Origin of the sequence: Agrobacterium sp. T29 (assembly GCF_006970545.1) — a bacterium.
In the GTDB taxonomy this organism is placed as follows: domain Bacteria; phylum Pseudomonadota; class Alphaproteobacteria; order Rhizobiales; family Rhizobiaceae; genus Agrobacterium; species Agrobacterium leguminum.
Map to the genome: position 1 here is coordinate 2,330,344 of NZ_CP040640.1, position 17,157 is coordinate 2,347,500.

Here is a 17,157-nt window from a genome sequence, read left to right on the forward strand (position 1 = left end):
TTTGCGGAACGAAGAGCAGATTTTCAGCCTGTGACGCCCTGCGCCGGCCTGAAACCAATCTGTCGCGTTCCCCTCAATTCATGGAAGGTCTCTCGCCTTCGTTGACAGCAAAGAGACCAAACAAAAGGCGGATAAGCAATTGAAAAAAAATCTATGCGATGTTACAAAATGTAATGACATTCCTTCGCCGTTCCCTGCCCTCCATGAATGGCCTCTTTACTTTCGAGGCGGCTGCACGCTGCGGCAGTTTTTCGAGGGCAGCAGACGAATTGAACGTGACGCCGGCGGCTGTGAGCCGCATGATGTCCCGGCTGGAGGAACATCTTGATACGACATTGTTTCTTCGGCAGCCCGGTGGCGTGATGCTGACGGAACCCGGCCAGCTGCTGTTCGATGCGATCGCCAGAGGCTTCGCCGGAATAGAAAGCGCCCTGCGGGAAATCGAGGATCGCCGAACCGGTATCGAAACCGTGTCCCTTTCCGTCTCGACCGGCTTCACCACGCACTGGATGATGCCGAGAATGGCAGAATTCAAAAGGGAATTTCCCAATGTCGATCTTCGGTTTCAGCTCATGATGGGCGCCCTGTCGGGGCCGGTCAACGACGTCGATCTTGGGATGCGCTTCGTCGATGGACCGGACAGGCATCACGAGGCAGCTTTCGTCATGCCCGAAATCCTGCTGCCGATCTGCAGTCCGGGTTACAGGGAAAGCCATGCCATTTCCGGCAACGATATTGATCGCGTGCCGGATACGACCATCAATTTAAGCGATGCGCAGCCCAACTGGTCGACGCTGTTCACACCGGCCAGCGGTAGCGACCCGCAGAATTCGATGATCTTCTCCGACTACGCCATCGTCGTGCAGGCTGCTCTCCTGGGCCAGGGCGTGGCGCTTGGCTGGCTCAACGTCGTCGCCCATTGGCTACGGACGCGGACACTGGTTCCAGCAAGCGAACACTTGATGGTCACCGGCCGGCGCTGCCATCTTATCCGGCTGCGAACCAAACCCGCCCGACCAATCGTCACGCAGGTCAAGGAATGGATGATCCGTGAATTAAAGGCGGATGTTGATGCGGTGAGCGCGCTTTATCCATCGCTGAACATCGGCTGCGTGGGAAGCGATACCATCAATTAAAAACTGAAATTTTGAACACGCTCGAACCGACATAGCCATAACGACACTTCGTTCCGCTATTGTCACCAGATAAAGAAACTGACATCATTGACTGGCAGGCTCAAAATGAGCCGCTGATATTCCATGAGCAGGGTAGCTCTCGACCGGAAACGGGCGGGGGCTTTTTTTATTTTTTGGTGGGCGATGATGCATTCAGAAAGCTGGCGGGTCGGTGTGCTGTTCTCCGAAACGGGAGTGACCGGAGCCGTGGAAACAACCCAGAGAGCTGCTACCTTGCTGGCGATCGATGAAATTAACGCAGCCGGTGGCGTGCTCGGCCGAGGGATAGAGCCCGTGGCCTACGATCCGCAATCAACTCCCAGTCTCTATAGGGAGCTTGCGGTCAAACTTTGCGACGAAGATCGGGTCCGGGTCGTTTTCGGCTGCCACATGTCGAGCACCCGCAAAGCCGCTCTTCCCGTCATTGAGGCCCGTGATGCTTTGCTGTTTTACCCGACTTTGTACGAAGGGTTCGAATACTCCAGGCATTGCATCTACACAGGTGCAGCTCCCAATCAGAACTCCGTCCAATTGGTCGATTTCCTCACCAAGCACTATGGAAAGCGGGTTTTTCTTGTGGGGTCGAATTACGTCTATCCTTATGAATCGAACCGGACGATCAGCGACCTTTTTCTTCAGGTGGGGGGACAGGTCCTGGACGAGATATATGTTCCGCTGAACCTCAAAGACGAGGACGTCGCCAAGATCATCCGACACATTCGCGCAGCGCAGCCGGATGTTATTTATTCAACGATCGTTGGCAACGGTATCATTCCTTTCTACACGGCGTTCAAGGAAGCGGGCTTCAACGCACAGAAGATGCCGATCGCCAGTCAATCGACAAGCGAGGCCGACGTGATACGCATGCGCCCGGAGGTGGCGGAAGGGCACATAACCGCTGCTCCCTTTTTCGCTTCTCTCGACACCCCCCGCGCCCGCGCCTTCGTTTCGGCGTATCAACAACGGTACGGCCAGCAGATGCTGCCAACTGCGCCAGCCGAAGCGGCTTATTTTCAGGTATATCTCTATGCGGCGGCTTTAAAGCTTGCCGGCGGCGACGGGCTTGAGCAGCTTCTGCCGGCACTCTATGAGGTCGAATACGATGCTCCACAGGGCGCGGTGAAGATAGACCGGCTGACAAACCACACGCATCTGTGGCCAAGAGTGGCAAAGGTGAATGCGCAGGGCGGCTACGATATTGTCTATGATCCGTCACTGCGGGTGGCGCCCGATCCGTTCATGCGCGAATATCGACCGGATCTGACGCAAACTTTCCCGCATCGCGTCCGGGTCTGAGAAGGAGCGACGATGTCATTCGCCCTTCTCAGAGATTTGCGGGATCTCAAGGTCCTGGTCATTCATCCCCGGACATCGGAGGGAGAGTTCCTCGTCGATCACCTGCGCCGTATCGGCTGCACGGTCAGTTGCCTCTGGCCGGTGCCTGCCGAATTGCCGCATGGCACAGACGTCGTCTTTCTTGCTATGGAAGACGAGGCGCGACCGGAAATCGAACGTCTGCTGAAGTGTTTTCCAAACCCCGCTCCGACCATGCTTGCCATCGTCGGTTACGAAAATCCCTCGACGTTGCAGATCGTTCTGGAAAGCGGCGCGCTCGCCATTGTCGAGAGGCCGATCAAGCCGTTCGGTCTGCTGACCAATCTCGCCATCGCCCGCAGCCTGTGGCTGGAGCGCCAAAAGCTTGTGAAGGAAGCGCGCAAATATAAACGCAAGGTATTGGGAGACCAGAAGCTCGCCCGCGCCAAGGCGATTTTGATGGCCAATCTCGGCACCAGCGAAAACGAGGCGTATCGCGAAATGCGGGAGCAGGCGATGGCCCGGCGCGTACCGATCGATGAAATCGCCAATTCGATTATCAATGCCGAACAGCTCTTGCGCCATCCCCAAAAACATGATTAGTTTTTCATGTGTTTCAAAGGAACACCTCCGGCACATCCCTTCATTTTGCGAAGCCATGTGCCGCTGTTGCACGCGGCGAGGCCGTGATGCTGTGATGGCAAAGGTGCCCGCAGGCTGTGACAGGCCTAGCGGGTTTTTTGTTGTCTGCTGACAGTGTCGTCAGCCTTCCAACATTTTGTCGGCATGAAAGCCTGGCTGTTGAACCGGGCAGTGCCACTGCGTGCGCCAATCAAAAAAGGGGAACCAAGATGGTGTTCAACAGACGTGAATTTCTGAAAACCGCAGCCACCGCTTCCGCCGCACTCGCCCTGCCCGCGCTGGGCAGCCGGGCCTTTGCAGCCGACGCAATCAAGGTCGGTGCACTCTACTCCCAGACGGGTGGGCTTTCCGTCGCCGAAAAACTTCTCGCCAACGGTGTCATGATGGCCGTGGCCGAGATCAATGCGGCCGGCGGCGTTCTCGGCCGTCCGGTCGAGGTTGTCGTTGAAGACGGAGCCTCCGATCCGAAGATCTTCAGCGAGAAAGCTTCGAAGCTGATCCTCAAGGACAAGATTTCAACCGTATTCGGCTGCCACACATCCGCCAGCCGCAAGGCCGTGCTGCCGATCTTCGAACGGCGCGGCGCGATGCTGTTCTATCAGACGCATTATGAAGGCTTCGAGTGCTCGCGCAACGTCGTCTATTCCGGCGCCGTTCCGAACCAACAGCTCTCCAACTACATTCCCTGGATCGTCGAGAAACTGGGCAAGAAGAAGTTCTTCATCGTCGGCTCGAACTACGTCTATCCGCGCGAGATGGCCAAGGTTTCCAAAAAACTGATCGAGGCAGCCGGCGCGGAATGGGTAGCGGACGAATATCTGGAACTCGGCCACTCGGAATGGGCCGTGATGGTCAGCAAGATCAAGGAATCGGGCGCGGACGTGGTTCTTTCCAACGTGGTCGGCGATTCGATCATCGCCTTTTACCGCGAATTCAAGAACCAGGGCCTTTCGCAGGACGTTATCCCAATCTGCGCGACAGTAACTTCCGAAATCGAGATCGCGGCCATGGGGGCTGAATACGCGGCAGGCAGCTACACCTCTTTCCCATATTTCATGTCGATTGAAACGCCGGCGAACAAAAGCTTCATCGACCGTTTCAGAACCTTCGTCAACGATCCCAAGGCCGTGACATACCATTCGCTGGAGGCCGCCTATTTTCAGGTGTTTCTGTGGAAGCAGGCAGTCGAAAAATCCAGCGATCTGTCGGCCGACGCGATCCGGGCCGGCATTCGCGGCCAGACCTATGACGCGCCCGGCGGCAAGGTGACGACCGACCCCGACAACCTGCATTGCTGGCTGACGCCACGCATCGGACAGTGGCAGCCGGACGGCCAGAGCAAGGTGGTCAACGCCTATCCGGCACCGATCAAGCCGCTTCCCTATTCGGCTTATGGCGAAACGGAGAGCAACCTGTTCTGCACCGCCAAGGGTCTCGACGCAGCAAAACTCAAGGGCTGACCCATCCTCCGCGTTGTCCCGCCAGCCATGCCTGGCGGGACCATGTCTCGGCAAGGCGGATCTGCGCTTTTCTTCTGCGCGGCGCCAATCCGCTTTCGGATTGGCACGAAGCAGGAAAACCCGACCCGCCCTTCTCACGAACGGTGGCTTCATGCTCGACATTCTTTTTATCGGCCTCAGTCTCGGCTCCATCCTTCTTCTGGTGGCGCTCGGTCTCGCCATAACCTACGGCGCCATGGGCGTCATCAACATGGCCCATGGCGAAATGGTCATGATCGGCGCCTATGTCGCCGTCCTCTCCGGCATATGGCTCAAGACAAGCCTGCTGCTCGCGATACCGCTGGCGTTCATCGTGACCGCGCTGCTCGGCCTGACGATCGAGCGGCTGGTCGTGCGGCGACTTTATGGTCGTTTGCTGGATACGCTTCTCGCTACCTGGGGCATCGCCATCCTTCTGCAGCAGGCCGTGAGGCTCGAATTCGGCCTTTCCTTTTTCGGCATTCATATCGAAGGCCTTGGAGCCGGCCTGCAAAACGTCGGCGTGCCTTCGTATCTGCAGGGTACCCTCAGCCTTGCGGGCGTGGAGATCAATGCTTACCGCGCTTTCATCATCGCGGTTACCGCCGCGCTGACGCTGGTGACGTGGTTCATTCTCTATCGGACGACGGCAGGCATGCAGGTTCGCGCGATCATCCGCAATCCGAAAATGGCCGCAGCCTGCGGTATCGACGTGAAACGCGTCAACGCCATGACTTTCGCCTTTGGGTCCGGTCTTGCGGGCGTCGCCGGCGTCATGATGTCCGGTTTTAAGACCGTTTTCCCGGACATGGGCACGACGATGGTGGTTGACGGCTTCATGGTCGTGGTCACGGGCGGCGTCGGCAGCCTGTTCGGCACCATCCTGTCTTCGGGGTTATTGGGGGAGGTCAATGCGCTGGTGGCCATCGGCACGAACGACATTCTAGCGCGGGCGGTTGTTTTCGGCGTCGTCATCCTCGTCATTCTCGTCAAGCCCAGCGGGCTGTTTTCGTTCAAGGGGCGCTGACATGAGTATCCAACGAAAATTCCAGATCGCCGCCTACGTCATTTTCATAGCATTACTTTTTGCGGCGCCCGTTTTCGGTGACGAATTCTGGCTGAACCGTATTTCAAAATATCTTGTCTACGGCATGCTGGGCGTCGCCATCGCGTTGACATGGGGATATGCCGGCATTCTCAACCTTGGCCAGGGACTGTTTTTCGGTCTCGGCGCCTACATGCTCGCCATGTCTCTTAAACTGTCGAGCCTGACCAGTCTGCAACAGGGCTCCGACAAGCCCGTTCCTGATTTCATGCTCTGGAACGCCGAACCCGGTGCACCCACGGAACTGTGCTGTATCAACAAGGGCTCTTTCCTCTGGCTTCCGTTTCAAAGCCAGTCTGTCGGTCTCGTATTCGGCCTTGTGCTTCCCGTGGTGATCGCCGGCGCGCTCGGCATGCTGGTTTTTCGCAAGCGTATTTCCGGCGTATTCGTCTCGATCATCACTCTGGCGCTTGTTCTGCTCGTACGTCTCGTCGTGGTCGATGCTCAACCGGTGACAAACGGTTTTAACGGCCTGACAGATCTTGGCTGGCTGACGATCGGCGGCATAGAGTTCGATCCCTACAGCAGGGCGACCTATTATCTGTGCGCCATATGCCTGTCGCTGTCACTCATCGCCGCCCGTCTTGTCGTGGAAACCCGCGCGGGCATGATCCTGCAAGCGATCCGTGACGATCATGTTCGCGCCCGCTATCTCGGTTTCGACGTCTCGCTCTACCAGGTGTTCTTCTTTGCCATTTCAGCCGGGATCGCCGGCGTTGCCGGTATGCTCTATGTGGTCGTTGCGGAGTTCGCCTCTCCGACCTTCATGGATCTATCCTTCTCGGTGACGATGGTCGTCTGGGCGGCCGTCGGCGGCCGTTCCTCCCTGCTCGGCGCCTGCATCGGCGCGATCCTGATCAACATGATCGAAGCTCAGGTCAGCGAGACCGAAGCCCTTGTCGAAGCATGGAAAGCAATCATCGGTCTCATCTTTGTGCTCGTCGTCCTGTTCATGCCGCGTGGTCTCGGCGGCGTCGCGCATGATGTGCTGCGACAGCTTATCCGCAGGCTCAAACCGGGTGCGGCGTCTTCATCATTGCAACAACAGAGCGAGGCATCGTGATATGAGTGCAATCGCATTGACCCTCGACGGTCTCGGTGTCGATTTCGGCGGGTTCAGAGCTGTAAACAATGTCAGCATCACCATCTGCGATGGTGAGTTGCGTGTGTTGCTTGGCGCGAACGGCGCCGGCAAGACGACCCTGATGGATCTGGTCAGCGGCAAGACGCGCAGTACGCAGGGCAAGGTCTTCGTCTACGACACCGACATCACAAATTGGCCCGAACATAAGATCGCACGCGCCGGAATCGGCAGAAAATTCCAGATTCCGAGCATTTTTCGCGATCTCACCGTGCGGCAAAATCTGGAGGTGGCCAATTGCCGCAATCCATCGGTGCTTGCAAATCTCCGTTTCGGATTTTCGCGGGCGGAAGCGAGGCGCGTCGATGACGTGCTTGCTCTCACGGCGCTTGAAACGGAACAGCAGACGACGGCCGCCTATCTCAGTCATGGCCAGACGCAATGGCTGGAACTGGGCATGCTCATCGTGCAGGACCCCAAGGTGGTTTTGCTGGATGAACCAACAGCGGGAATGACCCAGGCCGAAACCCACAAGACGGCGCAGATCATCAACAATCTCAAGGGCCGACATACGATCCTCGTCGTCGAACACGATATGGGGTTCGTGCGTGAAATCGCCGAGCGCATCACCGTCCTTCATCTGGGAGAGGTTCTGGCCGAAGGAAGCGTCGGGGATATAGAGCGCAATCCGAAAGTCCGGGAAGCCTATCTCGGCTCGAAAGGAATATCCTGATGCTGACATTGAAAGACGTGCACAGCTATTACGGCCGCAGCCACATCTTGCACGGCATCACCCTCGATGTACCGGCCGGCAAGGTGACGAGCATCCTCGGCCGGAACGGCACCGGCAAGACGACCCTTTTGAAAACCCTGATGGCGCTGACCGACCGGGTGACGGGTGAAATACATCTGCAGGGAAAAGATATCGCCGCCGCCCCGACGCATATGAGAGCACGGGCGGGGATCGCCTATGTCCCCCAGGGCAGGGAGATCATTCCCGATTTTACCATCCGCGAAAACATCCTGATGGGCGCTTTTGCGCGTGCCGATCGCAAACGCGAAATTCCTGCGCTGGTGCCCGAACTTTTTCCGTATCTGATGGCCAATCTCGATCGACCGGGTGGCGTGCTTTCAGGCGGCCAGCAACAGCAGCTCGCCATCGCACGTGCGCTGGCCGCAGATCCGAAAGTGCTGCTTCTCGATGAGCCAAACGAAGGCATTCAGCCCTCCATCGTCGAGGAGATCGAAAAGATCATTATACGGCTCAATCGCGAGATCGGCATGACGATCATTCTCGTTGAGCAAAACGTCGCATTTGCGCGGCACGCATCTCACCAGTTCGCCATGCTGGAGAAGGGAACCGTGGTCGCGGCGGGCGCCATCGACACGCTCTCCGATGCACTTGTTCATCGGCATATGGCTGTCTGAAACGGACTGAAATCCTTGGTAAAGAAAATGGGGACCATCATGACATCGACACAGAGCTACACCGCTGCCGCCATCCAGTTCGAGCCGACCATGTTCGAAAAGGCGCGCAATATCGCGCGGCTGGCCGCCCTTTGCGAGGAAGCGGCAGAAGCAGGTGCACGCCTGATCGTCACGCCGGAAATGGGCACGACAGGTTATTGCTGGTTTGACAGGGCCGAAGTAAAGCCTTTCGTGGAAGCCATTCCCGGACCGACAACCGATGTTTTTCAGGCCATTGCCAGCAGACACCGCTGCTATATCGTCATCGGCATGCCGGAAGTCGAACCGGCGAGCGATCTCTATTACAACACCGCCGTTCTGATCGGTCCCGATGGCGTTATCGGTCGGCATCGCAAGTCGCATCCCTATATCGCCGAGCCCAAATGGGCCGCCAATGGCGATATCGTCCATGAGGTCTTCGAAACGGAGATCGGCCGGATTTCGATGCTGGTCTGCATGGATCTGCACTTCTTCGAGACGGCAAGGCTGGAGGCTCTGGCCGGTGCGGACATCATCTGCCACATATCCAACTGGCTGCAGGAACGCGCGCCGGCGCCCTACTGGATCAACCGTGCCTTTGAAAACGCCTGCTATCTTATCGAAAGCAACCGGTGGGGGCTGGAGAGAACCGTGCAGTTTTCCGGGGGAAGCTGCCTGATCGAGCCCGACGGAACGGTTGCCGCATCCATCGATACAGGCGACGGGATCGCCTATGGCGAGGTCGATCTTGCCCGCGCACGCCGCCGCGAAGTCTTGAGCGAACCGGTCTTCAAATCGCGCCGGCCCGAGCTTTACATGAACATGATGACCAACAGCTTCACCTGGAATCCGGGCGACTACTTCCGCCTCTATGGCTATCAGCCCATCCCGCGCGGGCGCAAATCGCGCGCGGCCGTTGCCCAGTTCGCCCCCTCCTCCGTGATCGCAGACAACATCGCCCGCATCACCGCACTGGCCACAGAAGCAAAGGCGACGACAGCGCCGGACATTCTGGTTTTCCCGGAACTGTCGCTGACCGGGCTTGAGGCTCCCCACACCCGGGCGGAACCGCTTTCAGGCCCGACGGTCTCCGCCTTCGTGCGCCTGGCAATGAAGCTCGGCTTCTATCTCGTCGCCGGATTTGCCGAGGTGGACGGAGACAAAGTCTATAACACAGCAGTGCTCGTCGGTCCCGAGGGGCTGGTGGGAAGCTATCGCAAGACGCATCTGGGCGTCGCCGACACTTGGGCAACGGCGGGCGACGAATGGAAAATATACGATCTTGCCATCGGCCGAGTGGGCCTGGCGATTGGCCACGACGCGCTATATCCGGAAGCCATTCGTTCGCTCTCGCTTATGGGGTGCGATCTGGTGGCCTGCCCTTCAGCAATTGCCGGTACCTTCACCGGCAGCCATGCGGGAACAAAAATCCCGCACAACTATCCCATCCCGAAGGGAGCAGACCCCTTTCATTGGCACGCTCTGCGGGTTCGCGGCGGCGAGAACAACGTCTATTTCGCCTTCGCCAATGTACTTGATGAGCCACGGGGATATCTGGGCAAGAGTGCCGTGTTCGGGCCGGACTCCTTTGCCTTTCCGCGTCAGGAATCGGTGATACTGGACGAGGAAGGGATTGCCGGTGCGACCGTCAACACCACCAATCTCGATACGCCCTATCCAACGAACATCGTCCGGCGAAAAGACCTTGTTGTCATGCGTCAGCCGCATCATTATCAGCCTCTCGTCAAATGGCATCAGTAAAAGGTCGGCAGGATGTCCGCATTCACATTCGCAACCGTCCCGCAGATCATTGCGGGACCGGGCTGTATCGCAAAGCTTTCGGAGCTGAGGAGCATGCTCGGTCCGCGCGTTCTGGTGATTTCGGACGATGGGGTCGTCAAGGCAGGGCTCGTTCAGCCGGCGCTTGCCAGTCTTACAGAAGCCGGCGCCGAAACATCGATCTTCACCGGCGTTGTCGCTGATCCACCGGAAGCCATCATCCATAAGGCTGCGGCACAGGCGGTGACGTTTGGCGCAACCGGTGTGCTGGGCATCGGCGGCGGCTCGTCGCTCGATGTCGCAAAGCTTGTGGCGCTTATTGCCAAAAGCGGCGAAGCGCTCGACACTATCTACGGCGTTGGCAAGGTGACGGGGGAGCGTCTGCCGCTGGCGCTCGTGCCGACAACGGCCGGTACCGGATCGGAAGTCACACCGATTTCGATCATCACCACGGGCGAACACCAGAAAAAGGGCGTAGTATCACCCGTACTTCTGCCAGACGTGGCGCTTCTCGACGCGAACCTGACCATCGGACTTCCTCCCGCCGTGACCGCGGCGACGGGAATTGACGCAATGGTCCACGCCATCGAGGCATTCACGTCCGCCAGTGCAAACAACAATCCCGTTTCCCGTGCCCTTGCCAAAGAAGCCCTGCGGCTTCTCGGAGCGAATATCGCGATCGCCGTCGAGGATGGAACCGACCTTGCCGCCAGACAGTCGATGCTGCTGGGTGCAATGTTGGCGGGGCAGGCCTTTGCTAATTCGCCTGTCGCCGCCGTTCATGCTCTCGCCTATCCGATCGGAGGCCGCTACGGCGTTCCCCACGGTCTTTCCAACAGTCTGGTACTGCCGCACGTCTTGCGCTTCAACGCGACGGTGTGTGGTGATGCCTACGCGGAGCTGGCACCGTGTCTCTTTCCTCACCTTGAGCCTGCCGATCAGAACGGACGGCTTTCCGGTTTCATCGACGGACTAACGATGCTGCCAGTGCGCCTTAATCTTCCCGTAAGGCTGAGGCATGTCGGAATTCCAAAGGAGGGAATTCCTCTGCTCGCCGAAAGTGCGATGGAGCAGACCCGCCTGCTGGTCAACAACCCGCGTACCATGTCGCTATCGGATGCCGCCAGTATCTACGAGGTTGCCTGGTAAGCAGGCCAGTACACACGTCACATGAGTTATAGCCATCCTTTCTATAACTCACATCATCAAAATATTAAGCTACCATACGGGCACCAAACGGAGATATCTGGCGCGATTGTTATCGCAGCAATTTCGCGAGGCCCTTAGCGAGGATCGGTCCAGTGGGGCGCCCGGTTGGAGATCCGCCAGCGTCTTCCAGGGTGATCTCGTAGAGCTGGTCCCCCCTTGGTGTTGGCAATTCCGGAACAGCCAGATGCGCCGAGCGCGCACCGTCGATCAGGCCAAGCGATACGGGCCCTGTGTCTTTGGACGGCAGGGTCCAAACCTGGATCGTCTTATCCCCGGGGATGTTGAAATCGGCCAGTATACGGATCGTCGCCTGCGCGTTGCCGAAATCCTCGACGACGGCCTGCACCTCCCCAACATCATTGATTAGAACCGCAACGACTAGCGGCTCCACCGTCCGGGTCAGGCTGTAAGCGAGACCGATCGCGAGCAAAAAGGCGGCGGCGACGGCCGAGATCGCGGCCATTCGCCAACCGTTCCTGCGGTTGTCATTGGCATTTGAGATCAGAGGCATAACGCCGGTATGATCCTGGAGCGGCAAGGCCGCTTCGATGCGCTGCCAAAGCTGCTCGGTGACGGTAGCAGGTGCCACGCTCATGTCGAGTGGCAGGAAGCGCTCGCGGCTGGCAGCAATTGCGGCACGCAGTTCAGCATCGCTTTCCATGACAACCTCAAGCTCCGCAGCATCCGTGGCCTCTATCAGGCCCAGGACATATTCATCGGCAATAGCAGGGATATCCTTGCGATCGTAGATCATGCCATGCACTCCCTGAGAACTGCAAGGCCACGCCTGATCCAGGATTTGGTCGTACCGAGCGGAATGCGCAGCCTCCCGGCGATCTCGCCATGCGAGTAGCCGCCGATATAGGCCATAAGAATGCCGCTCCGCTTGCGCTCATCGAGACCGCCAAGGCAATCGTAGAGCCGGGAATTGCGGTCCAGCCTGTGCCACGCCGCCATGACCTCATCCGCCTGCTCGCTTTCGCGCAGGGCCTCCACCTCCTCGACTGTATGCTCGCGTTTTCCGTCCCGCAGGAGATTAAGTGCCCGGTTGCGGACGATGGCATAGATCCAGCCTCGGGCGGAGCCGTGATCGGCCCTGTACTGATGCGCATGGGTCCAGATCCGGATGAAGGCGTCCTGCACCACCTCTTCGGCAAGCTCACGACGCCGGACAATGCGCTCGGCGACCGCGATCAGGCGTTCCGCCTCCCGATCAAAGATCAGACGCAGGGCGTTGCGATCACCCTTGGCACAGGCAGCGAGTGCCGTATCGAGATCGTCCGGCGTAGAGCCCATCAGCATCAATACCTTCTCCCAACACCGACGAAGAAGACTGTCGGCTTTGAAAGCTATACCCGCTGGATCGACGAATGGATGCAAGTCGAAATTATTTTTTCGCAGGCTGCATCCAAACGGCATGGCTGGCGTGTCTTCAGTTCAGGAAGCGTCGAGAGCCGAGCGCTACACGACTTCCGAACGGTTCAACACGGGAGAAAGACATGAAGATCATTCGTTTCGCACTGATTGCCTCCGCTGCTTCCATCGCAGTGGCATCGACCGCATTCGCGGCCCCCGTCCTCGGCCTGACCGGCGACAGGACGCTCGTCATCTTCGATACGGAGAAACCGGCGGTGACGAAAAAGATGGACGTGACTGGCGTCGACAAGCTTGTCGGCATCGACTTCCGCCCCGGCAACAAGACGGTGATCGGCATCACCCCGGATCATCGCATCGTCGCGATCAATCTCGAAACAGGCGTCGCCACCGATGTTGCCAAGATGGACAAGATGCTGACCATGACGCAAGCCCCTGTCGTGGTCGACTTCAACCCTATGGCCGATCGGCTGCGCTTCATGACCGGAACGACCAACCATCGCGTCCACCCGGATACTGGCGCTGTAACGGTTGACGGTGTGCTTGCCTTCGAGGAGGGCGACATGCACAAGGGCGAGACCCCGAACATCGTCGCTGCTGCCTATACCAACTCCGTCGGCAAGCCTGAAAAGACCGCCATGTATAATATCGATGCCACGATCGGCGCGCTGATCCAGCAGACCAAGCCGAATGACGGCACGCTGAAAGCAATCGGCAAGCTCGGCCTCAAAGATAAGCCTGCGGCCTATGCCTTTGATATTCAGGGCATGGCGGACGGCAAGAACGTAGCCTATCTCGCCGCATCCAAGACGCTCTACACGGTTAACCTCGCAACCGGCGCGGCAACCGAAGTCGGCCCGATCACAGGGCTCGACAACGAAGTGCGAGACATCGCCGTTCTGCCGAACATGTAATTCGGCAGACGTTCAACGATGAAACTGAAAAGGCCGGCCCTCAAGTGTCGCCGGCCTTTCTGATGATGGAATGACCCCGGACCACATCTTGCGCAGAAGAACCTTGTCGATGACATAAATGACGCCGTTGGATTGTTTGACGTCGGCGATCGTCACGTGCGCAACACACCCATTTCGTCGGTGAGCGTGATGGTGCCCATGCTTTCCCTGGCCTTCAGAAGGCATCCGCCGACGATGAAACTTTGCGAATTTCGTCAGACGATATCAAAGTTATTTTTCGCCATGCCTGAATGGCCAGACGACGATGTTTCCCGCGAAGAGCGCCAACCACACCAGGTAAGGCTGCAAAGGCAATCGGATGAGATGGTAGGACCATTGCCATGGCGAAACAGTCGCTGCACCAAGGCTGTCGATGGCATGCTTGATATTGGCCGGGAATACGCAGATTGCATAAAGTGCCAGGCCAATGCCGGCGGCTTTCCGCAGCCGTGGCACCAGAAGTCCGACCGCACCGGCAATCTCACACAGACCGGTCAGGAAAATAACGGCCTCCGGCTCAGGAACCCAGGCAGGCGTGATACCGAGGAAAGGTTTGGGCAGGACGAGATGCAGAATGCCCGCGAGACCATAGACGCCGGATAGTCCCCACTGGCAGCGCCGCTGCCAGACATCAATCCTTGCCGTCACGTGCTATCCTCTGCTCGACATCCCTTTTTACGGCGTTGAGGTCCGACTTGCGGCCCGCAACCGTCTCGATCGCCGCGATTGCCAGATCGCTGGCGACGAAATCCGACTTGTGCCCGAGATTGTGCACGACGATCAGACGAGCACCACGAATATCGCGGGCGAGATGACGGGAGTGGACCTCAGGGGAGACGATACTATCAGTATCACCAGTGATGATGACCGTAGGCACTTTGATTTTGTGGTAATTCACCGAAGCCGCTCTGGCCCAATCGCTCAAAGCCGCAACCTCTCTCGCGTTGTGCCGAAATGCGAGCGGCCGCAACGCTTGCAGGGCACGTGTCTTGTCGATGTAGTCGGCGGGAACCGGGTTCGGAGCAAAGACGCCTTTCGTGGCATTATCGATCGTCATAAGCCCGATAGGTGGCACGATAAGAGCGCTGAATAGAGTGCCTGTGATCGGGGCGCTGGCGGCCTCGTAGTACCAGGCGATCCCGCTATTCCATGGGTAGACCGCCGGAGACAGGAAGACGAGGCCTAAGACCATATCCGGATGGCGAACGGCGAAGGACGCGGCAATTGCTCCCCCGAAGGAGTGACCGACAATAATAGCGCGGTTGATGCCTCGCTCCTGCATGAGGGCGGCAATGGAGTCGGCTTGACCGTCGGGCAAAATGTTCTGCTCACCACCGACGTCGGAATTGCCGTGACCCGGACGATCGACGAACAACAGCTTGGCCCGTTCCTGCAGCTTTGTCCGAAACGAGAACATCGGATCGTAAAGGCTGGCGCTGGCGCCATGAATAAAGACGATTGGTGGCAAGTCTGGCTTCCGACCAGTCTCAACCAGGACGCTATTAAGCTTGAATCCACCGACATCGGTACGGACTTGATCGTCCCGCTTTGGCGCAGCAACCGCTTTAGAAGCAATCAACGCGAAGCAGCCGATCATCAGAAACACGGCGGTCAGGCAGAGAGTTCGATCCGGCATATCCTAGAGCTGCCCCGCGGTGCCATTGGCAAAGATCGGACCTGTCGGAAGGCCCGTCGGCATCAAAACGAAGGCATTGTTTCCCGCCATTACATGCCGAATGATATCGGCCTGCCTTCCGCGGAATGCAGCGTAGCCATAGACAGTCTTGAGTATATGCAAGGGATCAGCGGTCACGGCTGTTTTTATCCGAAGTGGAATGATTGTGCATCATCACGGTTTTGGGATCGATGGCAATGCCGAAGATGGAGTTAGCCGTGGCGTAGGTAGGGTGATTGATGTTGTGGGCAACCACATCGAATGCAAAAAGGGCTCCGCGTTGTTCCGGAGACCTTTGATAGTCTTGTAAATTTTGGTTGCGGGGGCAGGATTTGAACCTGCGGCCTTCAGGTTATGAGCCTGACGAGCTACCGGGCTGCTCCACCCCGCGTTATCCGGTTTTGCGTCTGCAAAATAGGTTTGGTTTTATTATAGCATAAAGGCCGCATTTGCGGCCTTTTGATTTGGGCTTTGTGGCCCTTTTGTGAGTGAGAAGATTTTGTGTTGCGTTTTGCAGACCTGGCAGCGACCTACTCTCCCGCGTCTTGAGACGAAGTACCATTGGCGCTGGGGCGTTTCACGGCCGTGTTCGGAATGGGAACGGGTGCAGCCGCCCCGCGATAACCACCAGGTCGGCAAAACGCAACATATGTTCATGCGGGACGCATGAACATATGTTGCTCTTTATTGGATTGGCATGCCTTATCCCGTTCGCTTGTCGCTCACGGGGGACGCCAATCGGCCATACGGTCACCTCTGATATGAGGGACCAGGTGGCCAAAGCAACCTAGTTCATGTTTTCACATGACTGTTGTTCGAGAAGCTGGAGAGCCAAGGCTCTATTTAATTTACACGTCTTTCTCTGACTTGTCCGTTTGCCTGCCTTGCTCGAGATCGAGCTAGGCAGCCATACAGGACGCTAGTCCGTCGCCAATCGTTTGGCGCGCCGTCCGCAGGGCCTTTGGCCCGTGAGGACAGAAGATGATGTCATCAAGCTTGGCTTGATGAACATATTCAATGGGAACGAAGAAGTCGATCGAGCTATTAGTAACGGTAAGCTTCACACATTGCTGTGCTTCCACACCCGTCCTATCGACGTGGTCGTCTTCCACGGCTCTGATAGGGAACACTCGTTTTCAGGTTGGTTTCCCGCTTAGATGCCTTCAGCGGTTATCCATTCCGTATATAGCTACTCTGCTATGCCCTTGGCAGGACAACAGATCCACCAGAGATACGTCCATCCCGGTCCTCTCGTACTAGGGACAGATCCTGTCAATATTCCTACACCCACGGCAGATAGGGACCGAACTGTCTCACGACGTTCTGAACCCAACTCACGTACCGCTTTAAATGGCGAACAGCCATACCCTTGGGACCTGCTCCAGCCCCAGGATGCGATGAGTCGACATCGAGGTGCCAAACAACCCCGTCGATATGGACTCTTGGGGGTCATCAGCCTGTTATCCCCGGCGTACCTTTTATCCGTTGAGCGATGGCCCTTCCACACGGGACCACCGGATCACTATGACCGACTTTCGTCTCTGCTCGACTTGTCAGTCTCGCAGTCAGGCTAGCTTATGCCATTGCACTCGACGACCGATTTCCGACCGGTCTGAGCTAACCATCGCGCGCCTCCGTTACTCTTTCGGAGGCGACCGCCCCAGTCAAACTACCCACCATACACTGTCCCGGATCCGGATAACGGACCGCGGTTAGACATCCACGAAGATAAGGGTGGTATTTCAAGGATGGCTCCACAGAAACTGGCGTCCCTGCTTCAAAGCCTACCACCTATCCTACACATGCCTTGGCGAATGCCAGTGTAAAGCTATAGTAAAGGTGCACGGGGTCTTTCCGTCTGACCGCAGGAACCCCGCATCTTCACGGGGAATTCAATTTCACTGAGTCTATGTTGGAGACAGCGGG

At 57.6% G+C, this 17,157-nt stretch carries 15 protein-coding genes, 1 tRNA gene, 2 rRNA genes and 1 pseudogene (1 of these 19 only partly in view); 11 read left to right on the forward strand and 8 right to left on the reverse strand.

Annotation, left to right across the window (positions count from 1 at the left end; translation table 11 throughout):
* The first annotated feature begins 173 nt into the window (after nucleotides 1-173).
* The 10 genes from FGF54_RS11795 (at nucleotide 174) to FGF54_RS11840 (ending at nucleotide 11,169) form a co-directional block, all read left to right on the forward strand.
* A complete protein-coding gene (locus tag FGF54_RS11795) occupies nucleotides 174-1,136 on the forward strand; it encodes a LysR family transcriptional regulator (protein ID WP_004433115.1) in 963 nt (320 codons plus the stop codon).
* A 183-nt stretch (nucleotides 1,137-1,319) separates the two neighbouring features.
* Complete coding sequence (locus FGF54_RS11800; protein ID WP_142780229.1) at nucleotides 1,320-2,471, forward strand: transporter substrate-binding domain-containing protein; 1,152 nt, start codon at nucleotides 1,320-1,322, stop codon at nucleotides 2,469-2,471.
* 12 nt (nucleotides 2,472-2,483) lie between these two features.
* A complete protein-coding gene (locus FGF54_RS11805) occupies nucleotides 2,484-3,092 on the forward strand; it encodes an ANTAR domain-containing response regulator (protein ID WP_142779759.1) in 609 nt (202 codons plus the stop codon).
* A 248-nt stretch (nucleotides 3,093-3,340) separates the two neighbouring features.
* The gene (locus tag FGF54_RS11810) at nucleotides 3,341-4,591 is read left to right on the forward strand and encodes a transporter substrate-binding domain-containing protein (protein ID WP_142779760.1); all 1,251 of its coding nucleotides are present in this window, start codon (nucleotides 3,341-3,343) and stop codon (nucleotides 4,589-4,591) included.
* A 151-nt stretch (nucleotides 4,592-4,742) separates the two neighbouring features.
* A complete protein-coding gene (gene urtB, locus FGF54_RS11815; protein ID WP_142779761.1) occupies nucleotides 4,743-5,636 on the forward strand; it encodes an urea ABC transporter permease subunit UrtB in 894 nt (297 codons plus the stop codon).
* A gap of 1 nt (nucleotide 5,637) precedes the next feature.
* The gene (gene urtC / locus FGF54_RS11820) at nucleotides 5,638-6,777 is read left to right on the forward strand and encodes an urea ABC transporter permease subunit UrtC (protein ID WP_142779762.1); all 1,140 of its coding nucleotides are present in this window, start codon (nucleotides 5,638-5,640) and stop codon (nucleotides 6,775-6,777) included.
* Between the two features lies 1 nt (nucleotide 6,778).
* Nucleotides 6,779-7,528, forward strand: a complete 750-nt coding sequence (gene urtD, locus FGF54_RS11825; RefSeq protein WP_142779763.1) for an urea ABC transporter ATP-binding protein UrtD — start codon at nucleotides 6,779-6,781, stop codon at nucleotides 7,526-7,528.
* A complete protein-coding gene (gene urtE / locus FGF54_RS11830; protein ID WP_142779764.1) occupies nucleotides 7,528-8,223 on the forward strand; it encodes an urea ABC transporter ATP-binding subunit UrtE in 696 nt (231 codons plus the stop codon). The genes urtD and urtE overlap by 1 nt, the downstream gene beginning before the upstream one ends.
* A gap of 27 nt (nucleotides 8,224-8,250) precedes the next feature.
* Nucleotides 8,251-10,002, forward strand: coding sequence for a nitrilase-related carbon-nitrogen hydrolase (locus tag FGF54_RS11835; protein WP_168208076.1), 1,752 nt, complete (start codon nucleotides 8,251-8,253; stop codon nucleotides 10,000-10,002).
* Between the two features lie 12 nt (nucleotides 10,003-10,014).
* On the forward strand, nucleotides 10,015-11,169 hold the full coding sequence (locus FGF54_RS11840; RefSeq protein ID WP_142779766.1) for an iron-containing alcohol dehydrogenase: 1,155 nt from the start codon (nucleotides 10,015-10,017) through the stop codon (nucleotides 11,167-11,169).
* 109 nt (nucleotides 11,170-11,278) lie between these two features.
* On the opposite strand, the gene FGF54_RS11845 is transcribed toward FGF54_RS11840, so the two are convergent.
* Complete coding sequence (locus tag FGF54_RS11845) at nucleotides 11,279-11,983, reverse strand: anti-sigma factor domain-containing protein (protein ID WP_142779767.1); 705 nt, start codon at nucleotides 11,981-11,983, stop codon at nucleotides 11,279-11,281.
* Complete coding sequence (locus tag FGF54_RS11850) at nucleotides 11,980-12,525, reverse strand: sigma-70 family RNA polymerase sigma factor (protein ID WP_142780230.1); 546 nt, start codon at nucleotides 12,523-12,525, stop codon at nucleotides 11,980-11,982. The genes FGF54_RS11845 and FGF54_RS11850 overlap by 4 nt, the downstream gene beginning before the upstream one ends.
* Before the next feature lie 203 nt (nucleotides 12,526-12,728).
* On the opposite strand from FGF54_RS11850, the gene FGF54_RS11855 reads away from it, so the two are divergent.
* Nucleotides 12,729-13,517 carry a DUF4394 domain-containing protein gene (locus tag FGF54_RS11855; protein ID WP_142779768.1) on the forward strand — a complete coding sequence of 263 codons (789 nt, stop codon included), beginning with the start codon at nucleotides 12,729-12,731 and terminating at the stop codon, nucleotides 13,515-13,517.
* Between the two features lie 84 nt (nucleotides 13,518-13,601).
* On the opposite strand, the pseudogene FGF54_RS11860 reads toward FGF54_RS11855, so the two are convergent.
* The 6 genes and pseudogenes from FGF54_RS11860 to FGF54_RS11885 form a co-directional block, all read right to left on the reverse strand.
* Nucleotides 13,602-13,750 (reverse strand): annotated as a pseudogene (locus FGF54_RS11860) (fasciclin domain-containing protein); the annotation flags it as partial.
* 37 nt (nucleotides 13,751-13,787) lie between these two features.
* Nucleotides 13,788-14,204 carry a DoxX family protein gene (locus FGF54_RS11865; protein WP_142779769.1) on the reverse strand — a complete coding sequence of 139 codons (417 nt, stop codon included), beginning with the start codon at nucleotides 14,202-14,204 and terminating at the stop codon, nucleotides 13,788-13,790.
* Complete coding sequence (locus tag FGF54_RS11870; protein ID WP_142779770.1) at nucleotides 14,188-15,192, reverse strand: alpha/beta fold hydrolase; 1,005 nt, start codon at nucleotides 15,190-15,192, stop codon at nucleotides 14,188-14,190. The genes FGF54_RS11865 and FGF54_RS11870 overlap by 17 nt, the downstream gene beginning before the upstream one ends.
* Nucleotides 15,193-15,545: 353 nt before the next feature.
* Nucleotides 15,546-15,622, reverse strand: a tRNA-Met gene (locus FGF54_RS11875).
* A 126-nt stretch (nucleotides 15,623-15,748) separates the two neighbouring features.
* Nucleotides 15,749-15,863 (reverse strand): 5S ribosomal RNA (gene rrf, locus FGF54_RS11880).
* Between the two features lie 391 nt (nucleotides 15,864-16,254).
* Nucleotides 16,255-17,157: ribosomal RNA gene (locus FGF54_RS11885) — 23S ribosomal RNA — on the reverse strand; it runs 1,894 nt beyond the window's last position.